This is a genomic window from Aquimarina sp. I32.4 (genome assembly GCF_002924285.1).
Lineage (GTDB): Bacteria > Bacteroidota > Bacteroidia > Flavobacteriales > Flavobacteriaceae > Aquimarina.
Map to the genome: position 1 here is coordinate 34,260 of NZ_PGUB01000009.1, position 16,525 is coordinate 50,784.

A 16,525-nucleotide genomic window follows, 5' to 3' on the forward strand; every position below is an offset into this window, starting at 1 on the left:
TTTTAACATATCGTTAATTTTATGTATTTCCCCCATCGTTGGTTTAAGTGATATCCGTATTGTTGAATCCTCATTGAGTTTGCATAAAATCACCTGATTAAATCATTTTATCCCATTAAGTATCGTATATTTTATATCAAAATCTATCTTATAATTATATATGCAAAAGGTTTCAATAGTCATTTGGTCATGCATATGATAAAACAGAATAGTATATTTGAAGGCACTAAATAATAATTAAAGATAATGGCGGCTGTAGTTTCTGGATTTTCCAAACTCTCAAAAAATGATAAGATTAAATGGTTGGCAGAACACCATTTTGAAAATGATCAAAATACAATTGACACTCTTATAACTTACTGGAATTCTGACAACCAACTCCAACAATTACACGATGAATTTACAGAAAACACTATTTCTAACTATTATCTACCCTTTTCTGTAGCTCCAAATTTCTTAATCAATAACAAACGCTATACGCTACCTATGACTATAGAAGAAAGCTCTGTGGTAGCTGCGGCAAGCAAAGCTGCTAAATTCTGGCAAACACGTGGCGGATTTAAAGCGGAAGTAATCTCTACTCAAAAAGTTGGTCAGGTACATTTTATGTATACTGGGGATGTTGAACAATTATTACATTTTTTCACCTCTTTAAAACCTAAATTGTTTACGGCTGTTTCTGAAATAACCGAAAACATGAATAAACGAGGTGGAGGAATTACTGATATTGAACTTAAAAACAAAACTACTGAAATAGACAACTACTATCAATTGCATTGTACTTTTGAAACGGTAGATGCTATGGGCGCAAATTTTATAAACTCTTGCTTAGAGCAGTTTGCAAAAACATTAATTACTGAAGCTAAAGAATATTCTGGTTTTTCTAATCTCGAGAAAAATATCGAAATCATTATGAGTATTCTTTCTAATTATGTACCACAGTGTTTGGTAAAAGCTTCTGTTTCTTGTGCAATAAAAGAGTTGCCTAGTACTCCTCTACTTTCTTCACAACAATATGCTGAAAAATTTGTAAGAGCTGTTCGTATTGCAGAGGTTGAACCTTATCGTGCTGTAACTCACAACAAAGGGATTATGAATGGGATTGATGCCGTTGTACTAGCTACAGGAAATGATTTTAGAGCAATTGAGGCTGGAGCACATGCGTATGCTTCAAGAAACGGACAATATACCAGTCTTACTCATGCAAAAATACAAGATGATATTTTTACATTTTCTATAGAATTACCTTTAGCTTTAGGAACTGTAGGAGGACTAACCTCTCTTCATCCTTTGGTAAAACTAGCTTTGCTGCTCCTAGAAAAACCCAATGCAAAAAAATTAATGGAAATTACTGCTGTAGCAGGAATTGCACAAAACTTTGCGGCTATCAATTCTCTAATTACTACAGGTATTCAACAAGGGCACATGAAAATGCATCTTATGAATATCCTAAATCAATACAAAGCTACAGAAAGCGAAAAAAAACTACTTATAAAATATTTTGAAACCAATGCGGTAACCCATAGTCTAGTGGTAACCCAAATTGAAAAACTAAGATCCTAAATGAAAAAGTCCTTTTATAGTCATGGTAAGTTATTGATCACATCAGAATATCTGGTACTGGATGGAGTACAGGCATTGGCAATACCCACCCAAAAAGGACAATGGCTAACTATTGAAGAAGAAGAAAATGATACCCATCAAATCAAATGGAAAAGTCTGGATGAAAACAATCTTTGCTGGTTTGAGATCGACCTCATCTTAAAAGACACTTCCTTTCAATTATCTGATACTACCAGTTCTGAGGATCATGATATCATCAATACACTGATCAATATCCTAAATACAGCAAAAGAATTAAATCCTAATTTTCTTGCCACAGAAAAAAGATATATTGTTGAAAGCAAACTAGAATTCAACCGCCAATGGGGGCTTGGATCTTCTTCTACTCTTATTAATAATATTGCACAGTGGGCAAAAGTAGATGCGTTTACTTTATTAGAAAAAAGCTTTGGAGGCAGTGGGTATGATATTGCTTGTGCACAAAATGATTCTCCTATACTATACAGACGTAATGAAGGCAAACCTATCATAACAATAGCTAATTTTACTCCTTCTTTTAAAGATGACTTATTCTTTGTTTACTTAAATCAAAAACAAGATAGCAAGGCATCTATAAAACATTATCAATCACTACCTCTTAAAGATTTTGACAAGGCAGAAAATTTGATTAACGATATCACTTCCCAAATTTTAAACTGTGATACACTCGAAGAGTTTAAGGCTTTAATCAACGCTCATGAAGAGATCATATCCAAAATAATAAAAACTCCTACCATAAAATCAACTTTGTTTCCCGATTACACGGGAAGCATAAAGAGTCTCGGAGGATGGGGAGGCGATTTTGTATTGGTTACTGGGGGTATATCAGAAATGACATATTTTAAGAACAAAGGATACACAACTATAATACCTTATGCAGAAATGGTATTATAGCAACTTTATTTTGTTATTATTATTAAAATACGCATCATACACATAAAGAACAACTATTACTTTCTAGATATTGCTACAAATCAAAATATCTAGAAAGATGTATAACAATTTTAGTAACATCTATGAAACATCTATTTTTAGTACTTGCCACCATTTTATGCATTACCACAAGCTCTGCGCAAACTTATACTACATGGTCTGCGGTCAAACAAGTACGATATGGTACAGAAATCATATATCAAACTTATAAAGGTGAACTCCTTGATGGAACTTATAAAGTTGCTGAATCATCTTATGGAGGTTATTCTGAGATCACATTCAAACAAGGAAAAGCAAACGGCACTTGGACAGACTATTCTTCTGAGGGTAAAAAAGAGGATGTTTCTACATTTATAAACGGAATAATTGACGGAAAAGCAATTTCGTATTTTCAAAATCAAACAGTAGAAAGCGAATCTTATTGGGACAAAGGAAAAAAAGTAGGTACTTGGAAATCTTATACTAAAAAAGGGAAAGTGCGATCTACAGAAACCTATAAAGATGGAATGAAACATGGGAAATGGAAAAAAACCATTATCCACCCTCAAACCCAAACCACTTCTACCTCAACAGAACATTATAAGAACGATCAACGTACAGGAACCTGGACTTCCATATCTAATGAGGATAACAAATTAATATGGAGTAAGAAATACACAGCGCATCGAGATTATACAGAAAAGAGATTTTTTCCTACTGGCACATTACACACTACAAAAAGCTATAAAGACAATAAGCCTCATGGAATTCATGAAGAATACACAGCTTCTGGTCTGAAAATAACCACTCAGGAATTCGAAAACGGAAGTATTATCCTTAAAAAAAAGTATTATGAAAACGGAATTACTGAAGAGATTAGCCATTATAAAAATTCAAGAAAAGAAGGAACACATATTTTTTATAATAAAAAAGGAAACAAAACCTTCGAAATACAGTATCTCGATGGATACAAAAACGGAAAAAGCACAGCTTATAATGATGATAAGCAATTACTTTGGGAGCAGGAATACAAAAATGGAGCCAAAGAAGGAACTTACAAAGAGTACAATAAAGCAGGAAACTTACACACACAAGGAGATTATAACAATGGCCAAAAAACAGGAATATGGAAAATATATTCTCTGGCAGGAAAAGTAAAAAAAGAGATCATCTACAAAGCAGGTGTTCAGCTATCTGAAAAAACATTTAATTAATCTCTATGAAGTAATTCTAACGATTATGTTTTTTTTGATACCAAATCAACCCAAAAAACAGAATTCCAACAGCCATTATTCCTAATACCCAATATACTGTATAATTAGCATCAAAATGAATTGGTGAGTGGTCTCCTACCAAATAAAACCCTCCCCAATAAAAAGGAGCAGTTCTATTAATATGTGCTGAATTCAGATATTGTAATTTTGCTTGTTGTAAAGCCTTGGATTTATTCATCCCTTTTTTTAGGTAGCTATAAAAATATTTCATCAATTCAGGAGTGGTTCGGTCTGACACCTCCCAACTACTTAATACCAAACTTTTGGTTCCCGCATATTGAAACGCATTACCCAAGCTCATAATCCCTTCTCCTTTGGCTATTTTTCCTGTACCAGTATTACAAGCACTTAATACTGTAAGTTCTGCAGGAATATTCATTGCAAATAATTCATGACCATATAAGTAATTATCCTCTATAGTGTCTTTTTCTTTTGTAAATAACAGTCTGGATTTTTCAGGATGCTCATTATCAACTTCCCCGTGCAATGCCAAATGAAGAATACTATAACTTCCTGCACTTTTCTTAAAATTACGCTCTATCGCTTGTGATCCAAAATAGTATTTACCATCTATAATATCTGCTATTGCTTTGATTTCTTTGCGAGTTCCTGGCAAATCCTCTTTACTATCTCTCAAAGTAGCAAGACTCATAGCATTTGTGTCTATTATATCGGTATCAGAAAAAGAAAACGCAAGACATTCCTGTTTTTGTTGAGAGTCCTGACCTATAACAAAAGGAATCATAAGTAACTTAACAGAATTGGCATAAGAAATTGCATATTCTTTAAGCATATATGACAACTCTTTTGGATTATTTGAAGCATCATTTTGAGTACACAACAATTCAAAATTAAGATGCCACAAAGGGCCATCAGGGATGACAACAAGTTGATTTCCTTTTATATAATCTTGCACTGGAGCTATTAACTGATTATATAATTGATGTGCATACTTCTTGAATCCAGTAGTATTCTTTGCCGTAATCGCTACCCTCAATTGCTCAATATCCTGAATAAGATTGGGAGTAGATAAAGAAGCGATATTCAGATCATTTTTGGTTATCGCAAACACATACGTTCTATTTTCTGTATAAAAATACTCTAGCAAGGTTATATTTTTATCCATCTTTTTTTGAATATCAGCTACAGTGATCCTATGATCCTTATGTTTCAATTCATAATATTTAGGATATTTTTGCTCAATAACACGAGTAAGAGAATCTTGTTTTCTCGCAATATCAAACAATCGGTTTTCATAGGCCATAATTTTTGTTGTGTCTGGTACTGTTTCTGATCTTTGCTGCATCAAATCTGAGGTATACACCGAACGTTCTGCTTTTAGGCTCTGTTCTACTTCTAGGATGGTTTTTGGTAAACCTGCAAATTTTTTAGCGTTAGATGCTGCCAATAACCCTTGTAGCGTATTGGCTTTACTCTTTTCTGCATAATAAAAAGCATCGTGTAATGATTGCGATTGTTGGTCTCTTTTATATTGTAATAGTTTGGATTGTATAGCCCCAGAATATACTTCTTGAATTTGGGTGGCAAAAGTAAGCTTATCTTCATGTGTATGTAATCCTTGTCTAATGGCATGGATTACAGCATCTGCTTTTTGATATAAAGCTATGCTTTCTACCAGATGACTTGGAGCTTGATCTTTTATATACTGTTCTTGTAATACTTTGGCTTTATATTGTAAACTACGCAAAAGCACATTGAGGTCTATATACTGCTGAACATTAAATTGATTAGCTACCAAAGTTTCTTCCGCTTTAATATTGGCAAGAATAGCTTGATCGTAATACGAGATTGCTTTTTTATAATCCTTACTCTCACAATACACCTTCGCTATCTGATTATACGATTTGGCGGTTCTGGGATGATGCACCCCATCTGTTTGCAATCGAATATCCATACTTTTATGCAAGTATTCTAATGCTGTAGTATATTCTTTTTGCCCTGTATATACAGTAGCTATACGATTATAAATATCCGCCACATAGTAGTTAATTTCTCCAAATAGCTTTTTTTGAATTGTTAACCCCTTTCTATAATATGTCAATGCTGTTGAATATTTTTCTTGCTTCACATAAATATCTCCTATATCAACATATGAATAGGAAGCCATAGAACTGTGTTCTCCTCCACCATGAACACGTATACCCAAAGCTTTTTGATAATACATCAAAGCTAAATCATATGATTTTAAAGCTTTATACACATTCGCCATATTATTATAAGTACGAGCTAAAGCAGTATGTTTTTCTCCTAAAGAATGCATAAGACTAACACTTGATTTTTTCAAGTAATTCAATGCTTTATCATACTCTCCTTTCTTATAAAAACTAGACCCAATATTGTTATAATTTCCTCCTATATAAGAATGTTTTTCAGGATACATTTTTAACTTAATACTTAAAGATTTTTGATAATAATTCAATGATTCATCATACAATCCTTTCTTAGAATTAACAACACCCAATTCATTATACAGACTACTAACAACTCCACTATTATTAAGCTGTTTATATTTACCCCTAAAAAGATGAAACGCTTTATTATAATTCTGTAAAGCCAAATCATTCACCCCTTTTCTTCTATACACAACCCCAATACTGACATAACACCGTGCGATATCAGGATGACCTTGTGGATAGGTTTTAGATAGAATAGATATTGCTTTTTTATGACTCTCTATAGCTTTCTCAAACTTATCTAATCGAAGAAGAATATTCCCTATATGATTATAGCACAGCCCCACTTCTGGGCTATGATCACCAAAAGCTACAGTCCTTATCCTCAAAGCTTTTTGGTAATAGGATAATGCCTTATCATATTTTCCTAAATGATAATAGGTAGTTCCAAAATCGATATACGTCTCTGCTATATTCGGGTGTGTTTTACCATAAAATTGTTGTTGTAGATATAATGCTTTGACATAATAACTCAATGCTTTATCATATTGTGCCAATACGTGATGAATAGTCCCAATATGGCGATAAGAATTCCCAACATGATGGTTATTCTCTCCAAATACATGTAATCGAATATCTAATGCTTTTTGGTAATAGCTCATAGCATCTTGATATTGATCTTTGGCTTTCAAGATATGTCCTAAACCTGTATACGATGTGGCAATCTCTGGATCTTTTTCACTAAATAACTGTAAACGCATTCCCAAAGATGTTTGCGCGTACAACAGCGCTATATCAAAATTATAAGCATCCTTATGACTCTTTGCTATAGCAGCATAACAATCTGCCACTCGCTTTAAATTATTTATTTTAGCAAATTCTGATAATGCTTTATTATAATAAACAATTGCACTATCAGGCTTTTTTTGAGCATACCATACTTCTGCTTCTGAGAAATATTGAGAAGCCACCAATGTATCTTTTGCTGTTTGGGCATATCCTATATAACAATACAAAACACAAAACCATAACAAACATCCAATTGTATTAAGAGGTAGTAATCTAAGACTGATCATGAGGGCACATATATAATCAACAAAGATCGTAAAAATGTTGTAGCAATAGTATTGAGAAGTTATACCATTTCCAACTTAAATTCACTCAATAAAACCGCGCCTTTTTGTCTGATATTTCAAAATAAAACACGACCATAGCTCTACTATGCTTGAATTTTCTTTTTCATCTAAGTCAAAAATACATCATTTTTCTTATGAGTAAATTTAAATCAGAACTGGTATTAGAATTGAGAGGGGAGATTAATTTTACATTCAATATTTTGATCGTTGCTATTGATATTTCATATGGATTCCTGTTTACACTAGAATAGAAAACAGAATTAACCAAACAAAAAAATCCCATTAGCAATACACTAATGGGATTTGAAGATTAAAAATCTTATTGTATTATAATTCTAATGCTTTGGTTACATTATTATTCATTAGTAATTCTTCTGGATTTTCTAATGCTTCTTTTACTGCTACCAAAAATCCTACAGATTCTTTACCGTCAATAATTCTATGGTCATATGATAATGCCACATACATAATTGGTGCTACTACAATTTGTCCATCTCTTACGATTGGGCGTTCCACGATATTATGCATTCCTAGAATAGCACTTTGCGGTGGATTGATAATTGGTGTAGATAACATACTACCAAATACACCTCCATTTGTTATAGTAAAGGTTCCTCCTGTCATTTCATCTACCGTAATCTGACCATCTCTTGCTCGTATTGCCAATCTCTTCACTTCAGACTCTACCCCTCTGAAACTCAAATTCTCTGCATTTCTAATTACTGGTACCATCAATCCTTTTGGTCCAGAAACGGCAATACTGATATCCTGAAAATCATAAGAAATCATTTCTTTACCTTCAATCATTGAGTTTACTGCAGGATACATTTGTAATGCTCGCACACAGGCTAGCGTAAAGAACGACATGAACCCTAAACTTACCCCATGTTTACTTTTGAATGTTTCTTTGTATTTACTACGAAGATCAAAAATAGGTTGCATGTCTACCTCATTAAAAGTAGTAAGCATAGCTGTTTCATTTTTAACTGAAACTAATCGTTCTGCTACCTTACGACGAAGCATTGATAATTTCTTACGGCTTTCTCCTCTTGCTCCAAGTCCAGGAGTTCCCATAGATGGTTTTGCATCTACAGCGTCAGCTTTTGTAACACGACCATCACGTCCTGTACCCTTTACCTCAGAAGCATCTATTCCTTTTTCTGCCAATACTTTTTTGGCTGCAGGAGAAGCTGTTCCTGTAGCATACGTTTCTGTTTTGGCAGGTGCTACTACTTCTTGCTTTTTCTCTTCTACTTTTGGTGCTTCTACAGCGGGAGCTGATGAAGCATCACCTTCTGGTTTAGCAGCATCTGTATCAATAAGACATACTACTTGTCCTACTGCTACCGCATCACCTTCTTCTGCCATAAGTGTAATTACTCCACTTGCTTCTGCTGGCAGTTCAAGTGTTGCTTTATCACTGTCTACTTCGGCAATTGCCTGATCTTTTTCGACATAATCACCAGTTTCAACAAGCCATTGAGCTATTTCTACTTCTGTAATAGACTCTCCCGGTGATGGGACTTTCATTTCTAAAGCCATAATTCTGAATTTATCCTTTGTAAATTTCCTTCGGAAACCTTTAATCTATGATTATTATTTATTAAATTTTATCTGTTTTGATTATCTTTTGTTTTATCAAACACATAATCGATAACTTGCTGGTGTCTTCTTTTTGATCTTGTAGCACTTCCTGCTGCTGGAGCACCATAAGGCCTTCTACTTGCAAATCTTACTGTTTTTGCATTATCATAATTCAACAACATATGACTTAAAGCCCCCATATTACGAGGTTCTTCTTGCGCCCACACTACATCATCTGCTTTATATTTTGCAATCAATTTATCCATCTCTGCAACTGGCAACGGGAACAACTGCTCTACTCTTACCAATGCAACATCTTTTCTATCCAGCTTTTCTCTTTCTTCTAATAAATCATAATAAAATTTACCAGTACAAAACACTAATGATTTAACATCTTTGGTTTTTACATCGGTATCATCTAATACAGTTTGAAAACTACCATTCACAAATTCATCAACAGAAGAAACTGCTTTAGGATGACGCAACAAACTCTTAGGCGTAAATACAACCAAAGGCTTACGGTATGTTGCTTTCATTTGTCTTCTCAATAAATGGAACAAATTGGCTGGTGTAGTTACATCTGCAACAAACATATTATCTTTGGCACACAATTGCAAATAGCGCTCCATACGAGCCGAAGAATGTTCTGCTCCTTGACCTTCATATCCATGAGGCAGTAACATTACTATACCATTTTGCAATTTCCACTTATCTTCTGCCGAAGAAATATATTGGTCAATCATAATTTGCGCTCCATTACTGAAATCTCCAAACTGTGCTTCCCAAATAGTTAATGTTTTTGGATTTGCCATTGCGTATCCATAATCAAAACCTAAAACTCCATATTCTGACAATAGTGAATTATAGATACAAAAGTCTCCTTGTTCTCCTTTGAGGTGGTTCAACAATTCTATCTCTTCTTCACTATCCTCTACTTTTACTACAGCATGTCTATGAGAAAAAGTTCCTCTCTCTACATCCTGACCACTCATTCTTACATCATATCCTTCTTTTAATAGTGAACCATAAGCCAATAGTTCTCCCATAGCCCAATCAAGTTGATCTTTCTCAAAAAACATTTTACGCCTTTGATCTATCAATCGTTCTATTTTGCGAAGGAATTTTTTATCAGACGGAAGCTTTGTGATTACTTCTGCAATCTCTGTCAACGCATCTTTAGGATATGAAGTAGTTACTACTTGCATCATTTCATCCTCTTGCACTCTCTCAAAACCAGCCCATTCATCTTGCATAAATGGAGTAATAACGGTTTTTTCTTGCTTACGAGAGTCTTCTAATTCTTCTTCTAGTGATGCTTTATATTCTTTTTCAAGCTTTGTGACAAACCCTGCATCAATGATTCCTTCTGCTATCAATTTTTCTGCATAAATATCTCTTGGATTATCATGCTTAGCAATAGCTTTATATAATTTAGGCTGTGTAAAACGAGGCTCATCACCTTCGTTATGACCATATTTACGGTATCCTAATAAATCAATAAACACATCTCTACCAAAGTTCATTCTAAACTCTAATGCAAAGTTGGTAGCATGAACTACTGCTTCTGCATCATCTGCATTAACATGTAATACTGGAGATAAGGTTACTTTACCTATATCTGTACAATAGGTAGATGATCGTGCATCTAGGTAATTGGTTGTAAATCCTATTTGGTTATTTACTACAATATGGATTGTACCTCCTGTTTTATAGCCTTCTAATTGTGCCATCTGAACAATCTCATACACCAATCCTTGTCCTGCCACAGCTGCATCACCATGCACTACGATTGGCAACACTTGTGAGATGTCATTCTTATAATGGGCATCTTGTTTTGCTCTTGTTATTCCTTCTACAACTGCACCTACTGTTTCCAAATGTGATGGATTTGGTGCAATATTCATATTAATAGCTTTTCCTGAATCTGATGCTCGTTTAGAGGTCCACCCTAAATGATATTTTACATCCCCATCAAATACCGCTTCTTCATAATCTTTACCATCAAACTCACTAAATATATCTTTAGGGCTTTTCCCAAAAATATTGGTCAATGTACTCAAACGGCCACGGTGAGCCATTCCCATTACAAATTCTTTTACTCCTAAATCAGCCGCTTTTTCTACTAATGCATCTAGTGCAGGAATCAAAGATTCTCCCCCTTCTAGAGAAAATCGTTTTTGTCCTACGTATTTGGTATGCAAAAAACTCTCAAACGAAACTGCTTGATTTAATTTCTTGAGAATATGTTTTTTCTGCTCAGGAGAGAACTTGGTTCTATTGGTGTTAAAATTAACACGTGCTTGTATCCATTCTCGCTCTTCTGGATTACGAATATACATATACTCAATACCTATAGAATCACAATATATTTGCTCTAAGTGAACAATTATATTGCTTAACGTATTAGGACCTATTCCGATAATCTCTCCAGCATTAAAAACAGTGTTAAGATCCGCTTGACTTAATCCAAAATTTTCTAATGCTAGCGTTGGGTTGTATTTCCTTCGTTCTCGTACAGGATTGGTTTTGGTAAACAAATGACCACGAGTCCTGTAGCCATCTATCAATCGTACTACCTGAAATTCTTTTTGGACATTTTGAGGAACTTCAATAGTGCTACCTCCGGGAGTCTGTTCAACATACACGGTATCTTCTGATCCGTTACTACTTTCTATTCCAAAGTCAAACCCTTGAAAAAACGCTCGCCAACTAGGTTCTACACTATCTGGGTTTTGCAGGTATTGATCATACAAATCTGCAAAAAATGCGGTATTAGCCGCATTCAAAAATGAATATTTATCCATATGTAAGTACTCAATTATCTTTTTAATGATAAAACGTCACAAAAATACAACAATTACGGTATATTAAGTATCGAATTATTTATATTTATATTATAATTTTTTATAAAATTAACAATGAAAGTACGTACTCAGCAAAATATAAGAATTATCACACTAGTTTTTATCATTCTATGTTCTTTGCATAAAGGATATTCGCAGGATGAGAATTTTTGGTCTAATGTGCGATTTGGTGGTAATATAGGTATTGGCTTTACCAATGACACATTCAACGCCATTATTGCACCCGCCGCAGTGTATGAATTCAACGAATGGTTTAGTGCTGGATTAGGGCTGAGTTTTGGGTACAGTACTTTTGAGAATGATCGCTTTGATCAAAAAAATAAAAGCTTCAATTACGGAGGTAGTATTATAACTATGTTCAACCCCTTGCCACAATTACAAATTTCTGCCGAGTTTGAAGAAATGGGAGTGAACAGAGAAATTAAGATTCAAAACCAAAAAATCACCGAGAATTACTGGTACCCTTCATTATTTATTGGGGCAGGTTACAGAACTGGACTTGTAAGTTTTGGCTTGAGATATGATGTATTATACGATGATAACAAAAGTATTTACGGCAGTGCTTATTCTCCTTTTGTAAGAGTCTTTTTCTAAACAACATTCTCTGTTTACCAAAGATGAAAAATACATCTTGGTTTTTGCCCATAATAGTTTATAAGTTTTTTCTCTGCCTTACGGAGTAAATTATATTTGTAATTAATTTCATCTATAGGTATTTTACAACCGCTCTTTTCAAAACTTAACGCATTAAACGCATCGTGATCCCATTCTGAAAATTTTTGCATATCTCCCCTTGTATAACATGAGGCAATAACATTATCTTTTATGTAAGTTCTATATTCTGTAACATCTAATACTTTCTCTGCTGAAAATGCTTTTCTCTGAGCTGACTCCTGTAACAAGGTATTAAAACGAGTAATCTCTGTAAATATAGTTTGCAACTTTAATGTATCATTTTGAACATAATAATACTCTAATGTAACATCTGCATTTTCTTTATACACATGCTTTATCAGTTTCAATTTTTCTTTTTTATAAAAATAATCAATACTTCCCGAAAACTGTTCAGAACATTCATATTGTTTGAATGCCCTGGTAATCAATGTATCTTTTGCAATTATGGCTTTCAAAAGGGTTTCATATCCAGAAACAGTTGTATCCTTGGAGAGCTCCTGACTATATGCTAAAGAAACAATTAAAAAGAAAAAAACACTTGTATATAGCTTCATTTTTTTACTTTATTTTTTTGATTGTTTATTTCTAAACCAAACTTTTTGCCATTCTCTTTTCAAAATCAAATAAGTTGCATACTCCGTAATCTCTACACTATCTTCAGATTTAATAGCTCGTATTTTTGACTCTGAAACATCTACTGCATATAATAAATTTAAATATTCATTAAATGCATTTTGCAATTTATCTAGAAGCACATGGACCATTTCTGAGAACAAATCTCTCGGCATTTTACTCTTAATACTATAATCAATGCCCGCACGATCGAAATCTTTTTGTAATTGCATCAAAAACTTAGGATACAGATCCGATTCTGAAACCTCATCTATCCATTGATTCAAAACAGTAAGACTATATTTTTCAGACACTTCTATTCATTAATTGTTCTCCAAATAACTTTAATACTGCCTTTTTATCATCTGAAATAGATAGTTGATCCAAAACGGCAAATGCTTTATTTGTATATTTCTCTATTTCTAATCTAGTTTGATCTTTTGCTCCTGTGGTTTCAAAAAGATACTTTATGGTCTGTATTTTTTGAGTTGGATCTTCTGGAGTAAGTGAAAACAATCCTTTTAATTGTTTTCTCTCATCCTCACTAGCAAACTCTAATGCTTTCAAGTATAGAATAGTTTTTTTATTCTCTATAATATCTCCTCCTACTTGTTTACCAAAAGTATTAGGATCACCAAAAGCATCCAGATAATCATCCTGAAGCTGGAATGCTAATCCCAACAACCGTCCAAAATCATAAATAGAAACACTACACTTCTCTGAAGCATTGGCAACTATAGCTCCCATTCGCATAGCTGCTCCTACCAAAACAGCAGTCTTATATTCTATCATCTTGATATACTCCTCGATACTCACATCATCTCTCGTTTCAAAATCAATATCGTATTGTTGCCCTTCACACACTTCTATTGCTGTTTTTGTAAACAACTTTGCTAATTCTCTAAATGTATCTCCTTCATAACTTTCAAATAACTGATATGCATTAATCAACATAGCATCACCAGAAAGTATTCCCGTATTCAAATCCCATTTTTCATGCACAGTCTCCTTCCCTCTTCTCAAAGGAGCATCATCCATGATATCATCATGGATTAAAGAGAAATTATGAAAAACCTCTATTGCCAAAGCTGCGTCCAATGCTTTTTCATAAGACCCGTTAAATATTTCAGAAGTCATCAACACCAAGATTGGACGTAATCGTTTCCCTCCTAGATTAAGGATATATGATATTGGTTCATAAAGATTTTTGGGCTCTTTGGTAATCGTTTTTTTAGAGAGATATTCTAGAAAAAAACGTTGATAATCAGAAATTGTATGCACAGTATTTTTTTTGCTAAAATAACTGAATCTTTTTAAAAAAAATAAAGTGTTTTAACTCTCATTATCTAAAAGTATTTTTTGTGATAAAAAATGACAAGAGTTATACAAAATGTTAAAAAAATGCAAAACTTAGGAAACGTTTATTGTTTTAAAAGTTTCCATTACGTACATTTGACAAAAATAAGTCCATCCAACAATGAAGGAGAAAATAATAGAAAAAGCTACTGATATGTTTTTGACACTAGGTTTTAAAAGTGTTACTATGGATGATCTTGCCTCTGAGATGGGCATCTCTAAAAAAACAATATACACTCATTTTCAAAACAAAACAAAACTAGTAGAAGCTACTATTGAACTGCTATTCAGCCTTGTTTGTAATGGAATTGACACAATCATAGAAGAAGGTTTTGACCCTATAGAGGAACTATATGCCATTAAGGCATTTGTAATGAATTATCTAAAAAACGAAAAGGCAGCACCGCAATATCAACTTCAAAAATATTATCCGAAGATTTATAAAGTACTCAAATCAAAACAATTTGATGTGATGCAAAAATCTGTTGTCGATAATTTGAATAGAGGAATTGAAAAAGGTGTTTTTAGAGATAATATTGATGTCGAATTTATTTCAAGAATCTATTTTATAGGAACTAACGGCATCAAAGACAAGGAAATGTTTCCTGATCAAATGTTTCCTGTAACAAAACTTATGGATGATTACCTAGAATATCATATTCTAGGTATTACCACAGAAAAAGGACGTACAATTTTAAACAATCTAATAAAAGAGAACCAAGTATGAGAAACAACCTTTGGTTAATTTGTCTAGGCTGGCTATATGCAACCACTGTGTTAGCCCAGCAACAACCACCAGCAAATTCTTCATATTCCTTTACACTGGATGAGGCGATAGAATTCGCATTAGAACACAGCTATCAATCTATCAATGCCAGACGAGATGTAGCAAAAGCTTTAAAGAGAAAATGGGAAACAACGGCAGATGGTCTACCACAACTTAATGCCTCTATTGATTATCAAAACCAATTAAAACAACCCGTATCATTATTACCAGCAGAAATTACTGGTGGAGAACCAGGCACCTTTGTTCCCGTTGTTTTTGGAACCAAACAGCAAGCATCTGCTACTGCAACCTTGACACAACTTATTTTTGATGGGTCATATCTAGTAGGTCTAGAAGCAGCAAAAAGTTTTTTACAATACACTAATGATGTTGAAGAAAAAACACAACTAGAAGTTCGTAAGGGTGTAATTAATGCCTACGGTAGCGTTTTGATTGCTCAAGAAAGTGTAAAAATACTGAGAAACAATGTAGCTACTTTAGATAAAAACTACAATGAAACCAAAAAAATCTTTGAAAACGGTATGGCCGAAGAAGAAGATTTAGAGCAAATTCAAATCACTCTGCTACAAATAACCAATCAGCTTAACAATGCAGAACGTTTAGAAAAAACTGCTATGCAAATGTTTAATCTAACTATAGGTGTAGATGTAAATTCAGAGATAATTCTCTCTGATGATCTTAATAGTCTTGCTGTAAAAAACACGGATCAATCTGTGATCACAAAACCATTTAATATAGAAAACAATATCGATTATCGACTAGCTCATCTTCTTACAGAGCAAAGACGATTAGAATTAAAACTAGAAAGAAGTAGAGCACTCCCTTCTTTGTCTGCTTTTGTAAATTACGGAACTGCAGCCTTTAATAATGATTTTGTATTTCTTGATAGTGAGACCAGATGGTTTCAATCTTCTATTTTGGGAGCGAGCCTAAAAATCCCAATTTTTAGCTCATTAAAAAGAAGTGCCAAAACACAACAAGCAAAAATAGCAAGCGAACAATCTATTACAGATTTATTAAAAACACAACAACAGATTAATTTGCAATACAACAATGCCATTAATGATTATAAATTCTCTATAGAAAGCTATGACACTGCAAAACAAAACCTAACTCTTGCCGAACGTATCGAAAAGAAGAATCAAATTAAGTATTCTGAAGGTCTTGCCAGTAGTTTTGAATTAAGACAAGCACAATTACAGTTATATACATCGCAAAATGAAGTACTAAATGCAATGCTAACGATCATTAATAGAAAAGCTGATTTAGAGACGATTTTAAACACACCAAATAATAATAATTAACCATA

12 protein-coding genes are annotated in these 16,525 nt (G+C 33.5%); 6 read left to right on the forward strand and 6 right to left on the reverse strand.

Annotated features, from left to right (window positions below; genetic code table 11):
• Nucleotides 1-246: 246 nt before the first annotated feature.
• The 3 genes from CVD18_RS03320 to CVD18_RS03330 all read left to right on the forward strand — a co-directional run bounded on the left by CVD18_RS03320 (nucleotide 247) and on the right by CVD18_RS03330 (nucleotide 3,728).
• The gene (locus CVD18_RS03320; protein WP_103864024.1) at nucleotides 247-1,563 is read left to right on the forward strand and encodes a hydroxymethylglutaryl-CoA reductase, degradative; all 1,317 of its coding nucleotides are present in this window, start codon (nucleotides 247-249) and stop codon (nucleotides 1,561-1,563) included.
• Entirely contained in the window at nucleotides 1,564-2,496 is a 933-nt protein-coding gene (locus CVD18_RS03325) for a GYDIA family GHMP kinase (RefSeq protein ID WP_103864025.1), read from the forward strand.
• 122 nt (nucleotides 2,497-2,618) lie between these two features.
• On the forward strand, nucleotides 2,619-3,728 hold the full coding sequence (locus CVD18_RS03330) for a toxin-antitoxin system YwqK family antitoxin (protein WP_103864026.1): 1,110 nt from the start codon (nucleotides 2,619-2,621) through the stop codon (nucleotides 3,726-3,728).
• A 16-nt stretch (nucleotides 3,729-3,744) separates the two neighbouring features.
• Here CVD18_RS03330 and CVD18_RS03335 read toward each other — a convergent pair whose 3' ends face one another.
• The 3 genes from CVD18_RS03335 to CVD18_RS03345 all read right to left on the reverse strand — a co-directional run bounded on the left by CVD18_RS03335 (nucleotide 3,745) and on the right by CVD18_RS03345 (nucleotide 11,726).
• Nucleotides 3,745-7,278, reverse strand: a complete 3,534-nt coding sequence (locus tag CVD18_RS03335) for a CHAT domain-containing protein (RefSeq protein WP_103864027.1) — start codon at nucleotides 7,276-7,278, stop codon at nucleotides 3,745-3,747.
• Nucleotides 7,279-7,665: 387 nt separating this feature from the next.
• On the reverse strand, nucleotides 7,666-8,880 hold the full coding sequence (gene odhB, locus CVD18_RS03340) for a 2-oxoglutarate dehydrogenase complex dihydrolipoyllysine-residue succinyltransferase (RefSeq protein ID WP_103864028.1): 1,215 nt from the start codon (nucleotides 8,878-8,880) through the stop codon (nucleotides 7,666-7,668).
• A 68-nt stretch (nucleotides 8,881-8,948) separates the two neighbouring features.
• Nucleotides 8,949-11,726, reverse strand: a complete 2,778-nt coding sequence (locus tag CVD18_RS03345; RefSeq protein ID WP_103864029.1) for a 2-oxoglutarate dehydrogenase E1 component — start codon at nucleotides 11,724-11,726, stop codon at nucleotides 8,949-8,951.
• A gap of 114 nt (nucleotides 11,727-11,840) precedes the next feature.
• Here CVD18_RS03345 and CVD18_RS03350 point away from each other — a divergent pair, with 114 nt between their 5' ends.
• Nucleotides 11,841-12,380: a hypothetical protein gene (locus CVD18_RS03350; RefSeq protein WP_233194456.1), complete on the forward strand. Its 540-nt coding sequence runs from the start codon at nucleotides 11,841-11,843 to the stop codon at nucleotides 12,378-12,380.
• A gap of 14 nt (nucleotides 12,381-12,394) precedes the next feature.
• Here the strand turns inward: CVD18_RS03350 and CVD18_RS03355 are convergent, their stop codons facing one another.
• Genes CVD18_RS03355 through CVD18_RS03365 form a run of 3 tightly spaced genes read right to left on the reverse strand, consistent with a single transcriptional unit; the run spans nucleotide 12,395 to nucleotide 14,354 of the window.
• The gene (locus CVD18_RS03355; RefSeq protein WP_103864030.1) at nucleotides 12,395-13,015 is read right to left on the reverse strand and encodes a hypothetical protein; all 621 of its coding nucleotides are present in this window, start codon (nucleotides 13,013-13,015) and stop codon (nucleotides 12,395-12,397) included.
• Between the two features lie 9 nt (nucleotides 13,016-13,024).
• On the reverse strand, nucleotides 13,025-13,360 hold the full coding sequence (locus CVD18_RS03360) for a hypothetical protein (protein WP_146052695.1): 336 nt from the start codon (nucleotides 13,358-13,360) through the stop codon (nucleotides 13,025-13,027).
• Nucleotides 13,361-13,379: 19 nt separating this feature from the next.
• Nucleotides 13,380-14,354, reverse strand: a complete 975-nt coding sequence (locus CVD18_RS03365) for a polyprenyl synthetase family protein (protein ID WP_103864032.1) — start codon at nucleotides 14,352-14,354, stop codon at nucleotides 13,380-13,382.
• A 196-nt stretch (nucleotides 14,355-14,550) separates the two neighbouring features.
• Between CVD18_RS03365 and CVD18_RS03370 the strand changes: the two genes are divergently transcribed.
• Complete coding sequence (locus CVD18_RS03370) at nucleotides 14,551-15,156, forward strand: TetR/AcrR family transcriptional regulator (protein WP_103864033.1); 606 nt, start codon at nucleotides 14,551-14,553, stop codon at nucleotides 15,154-15,156.
• Complete coding sequence (locus tag CVD18_RS03375; protein WP_103864034.1) at nucleotides 15,153-16,520, forward strand: TolC family protein; 1,368 nt, start codon at nucleotides 15,153-15,155, stop codon at nucleotides 16,518-16,520. Before CVD18_RS03370 ends, CVD18_RS03375 begins: the two co-directional genes overlap by 4 nt.
• The last annotated feature ends 5 nt before the right edge of the window (nucleotides 16,521-16,525 follow it).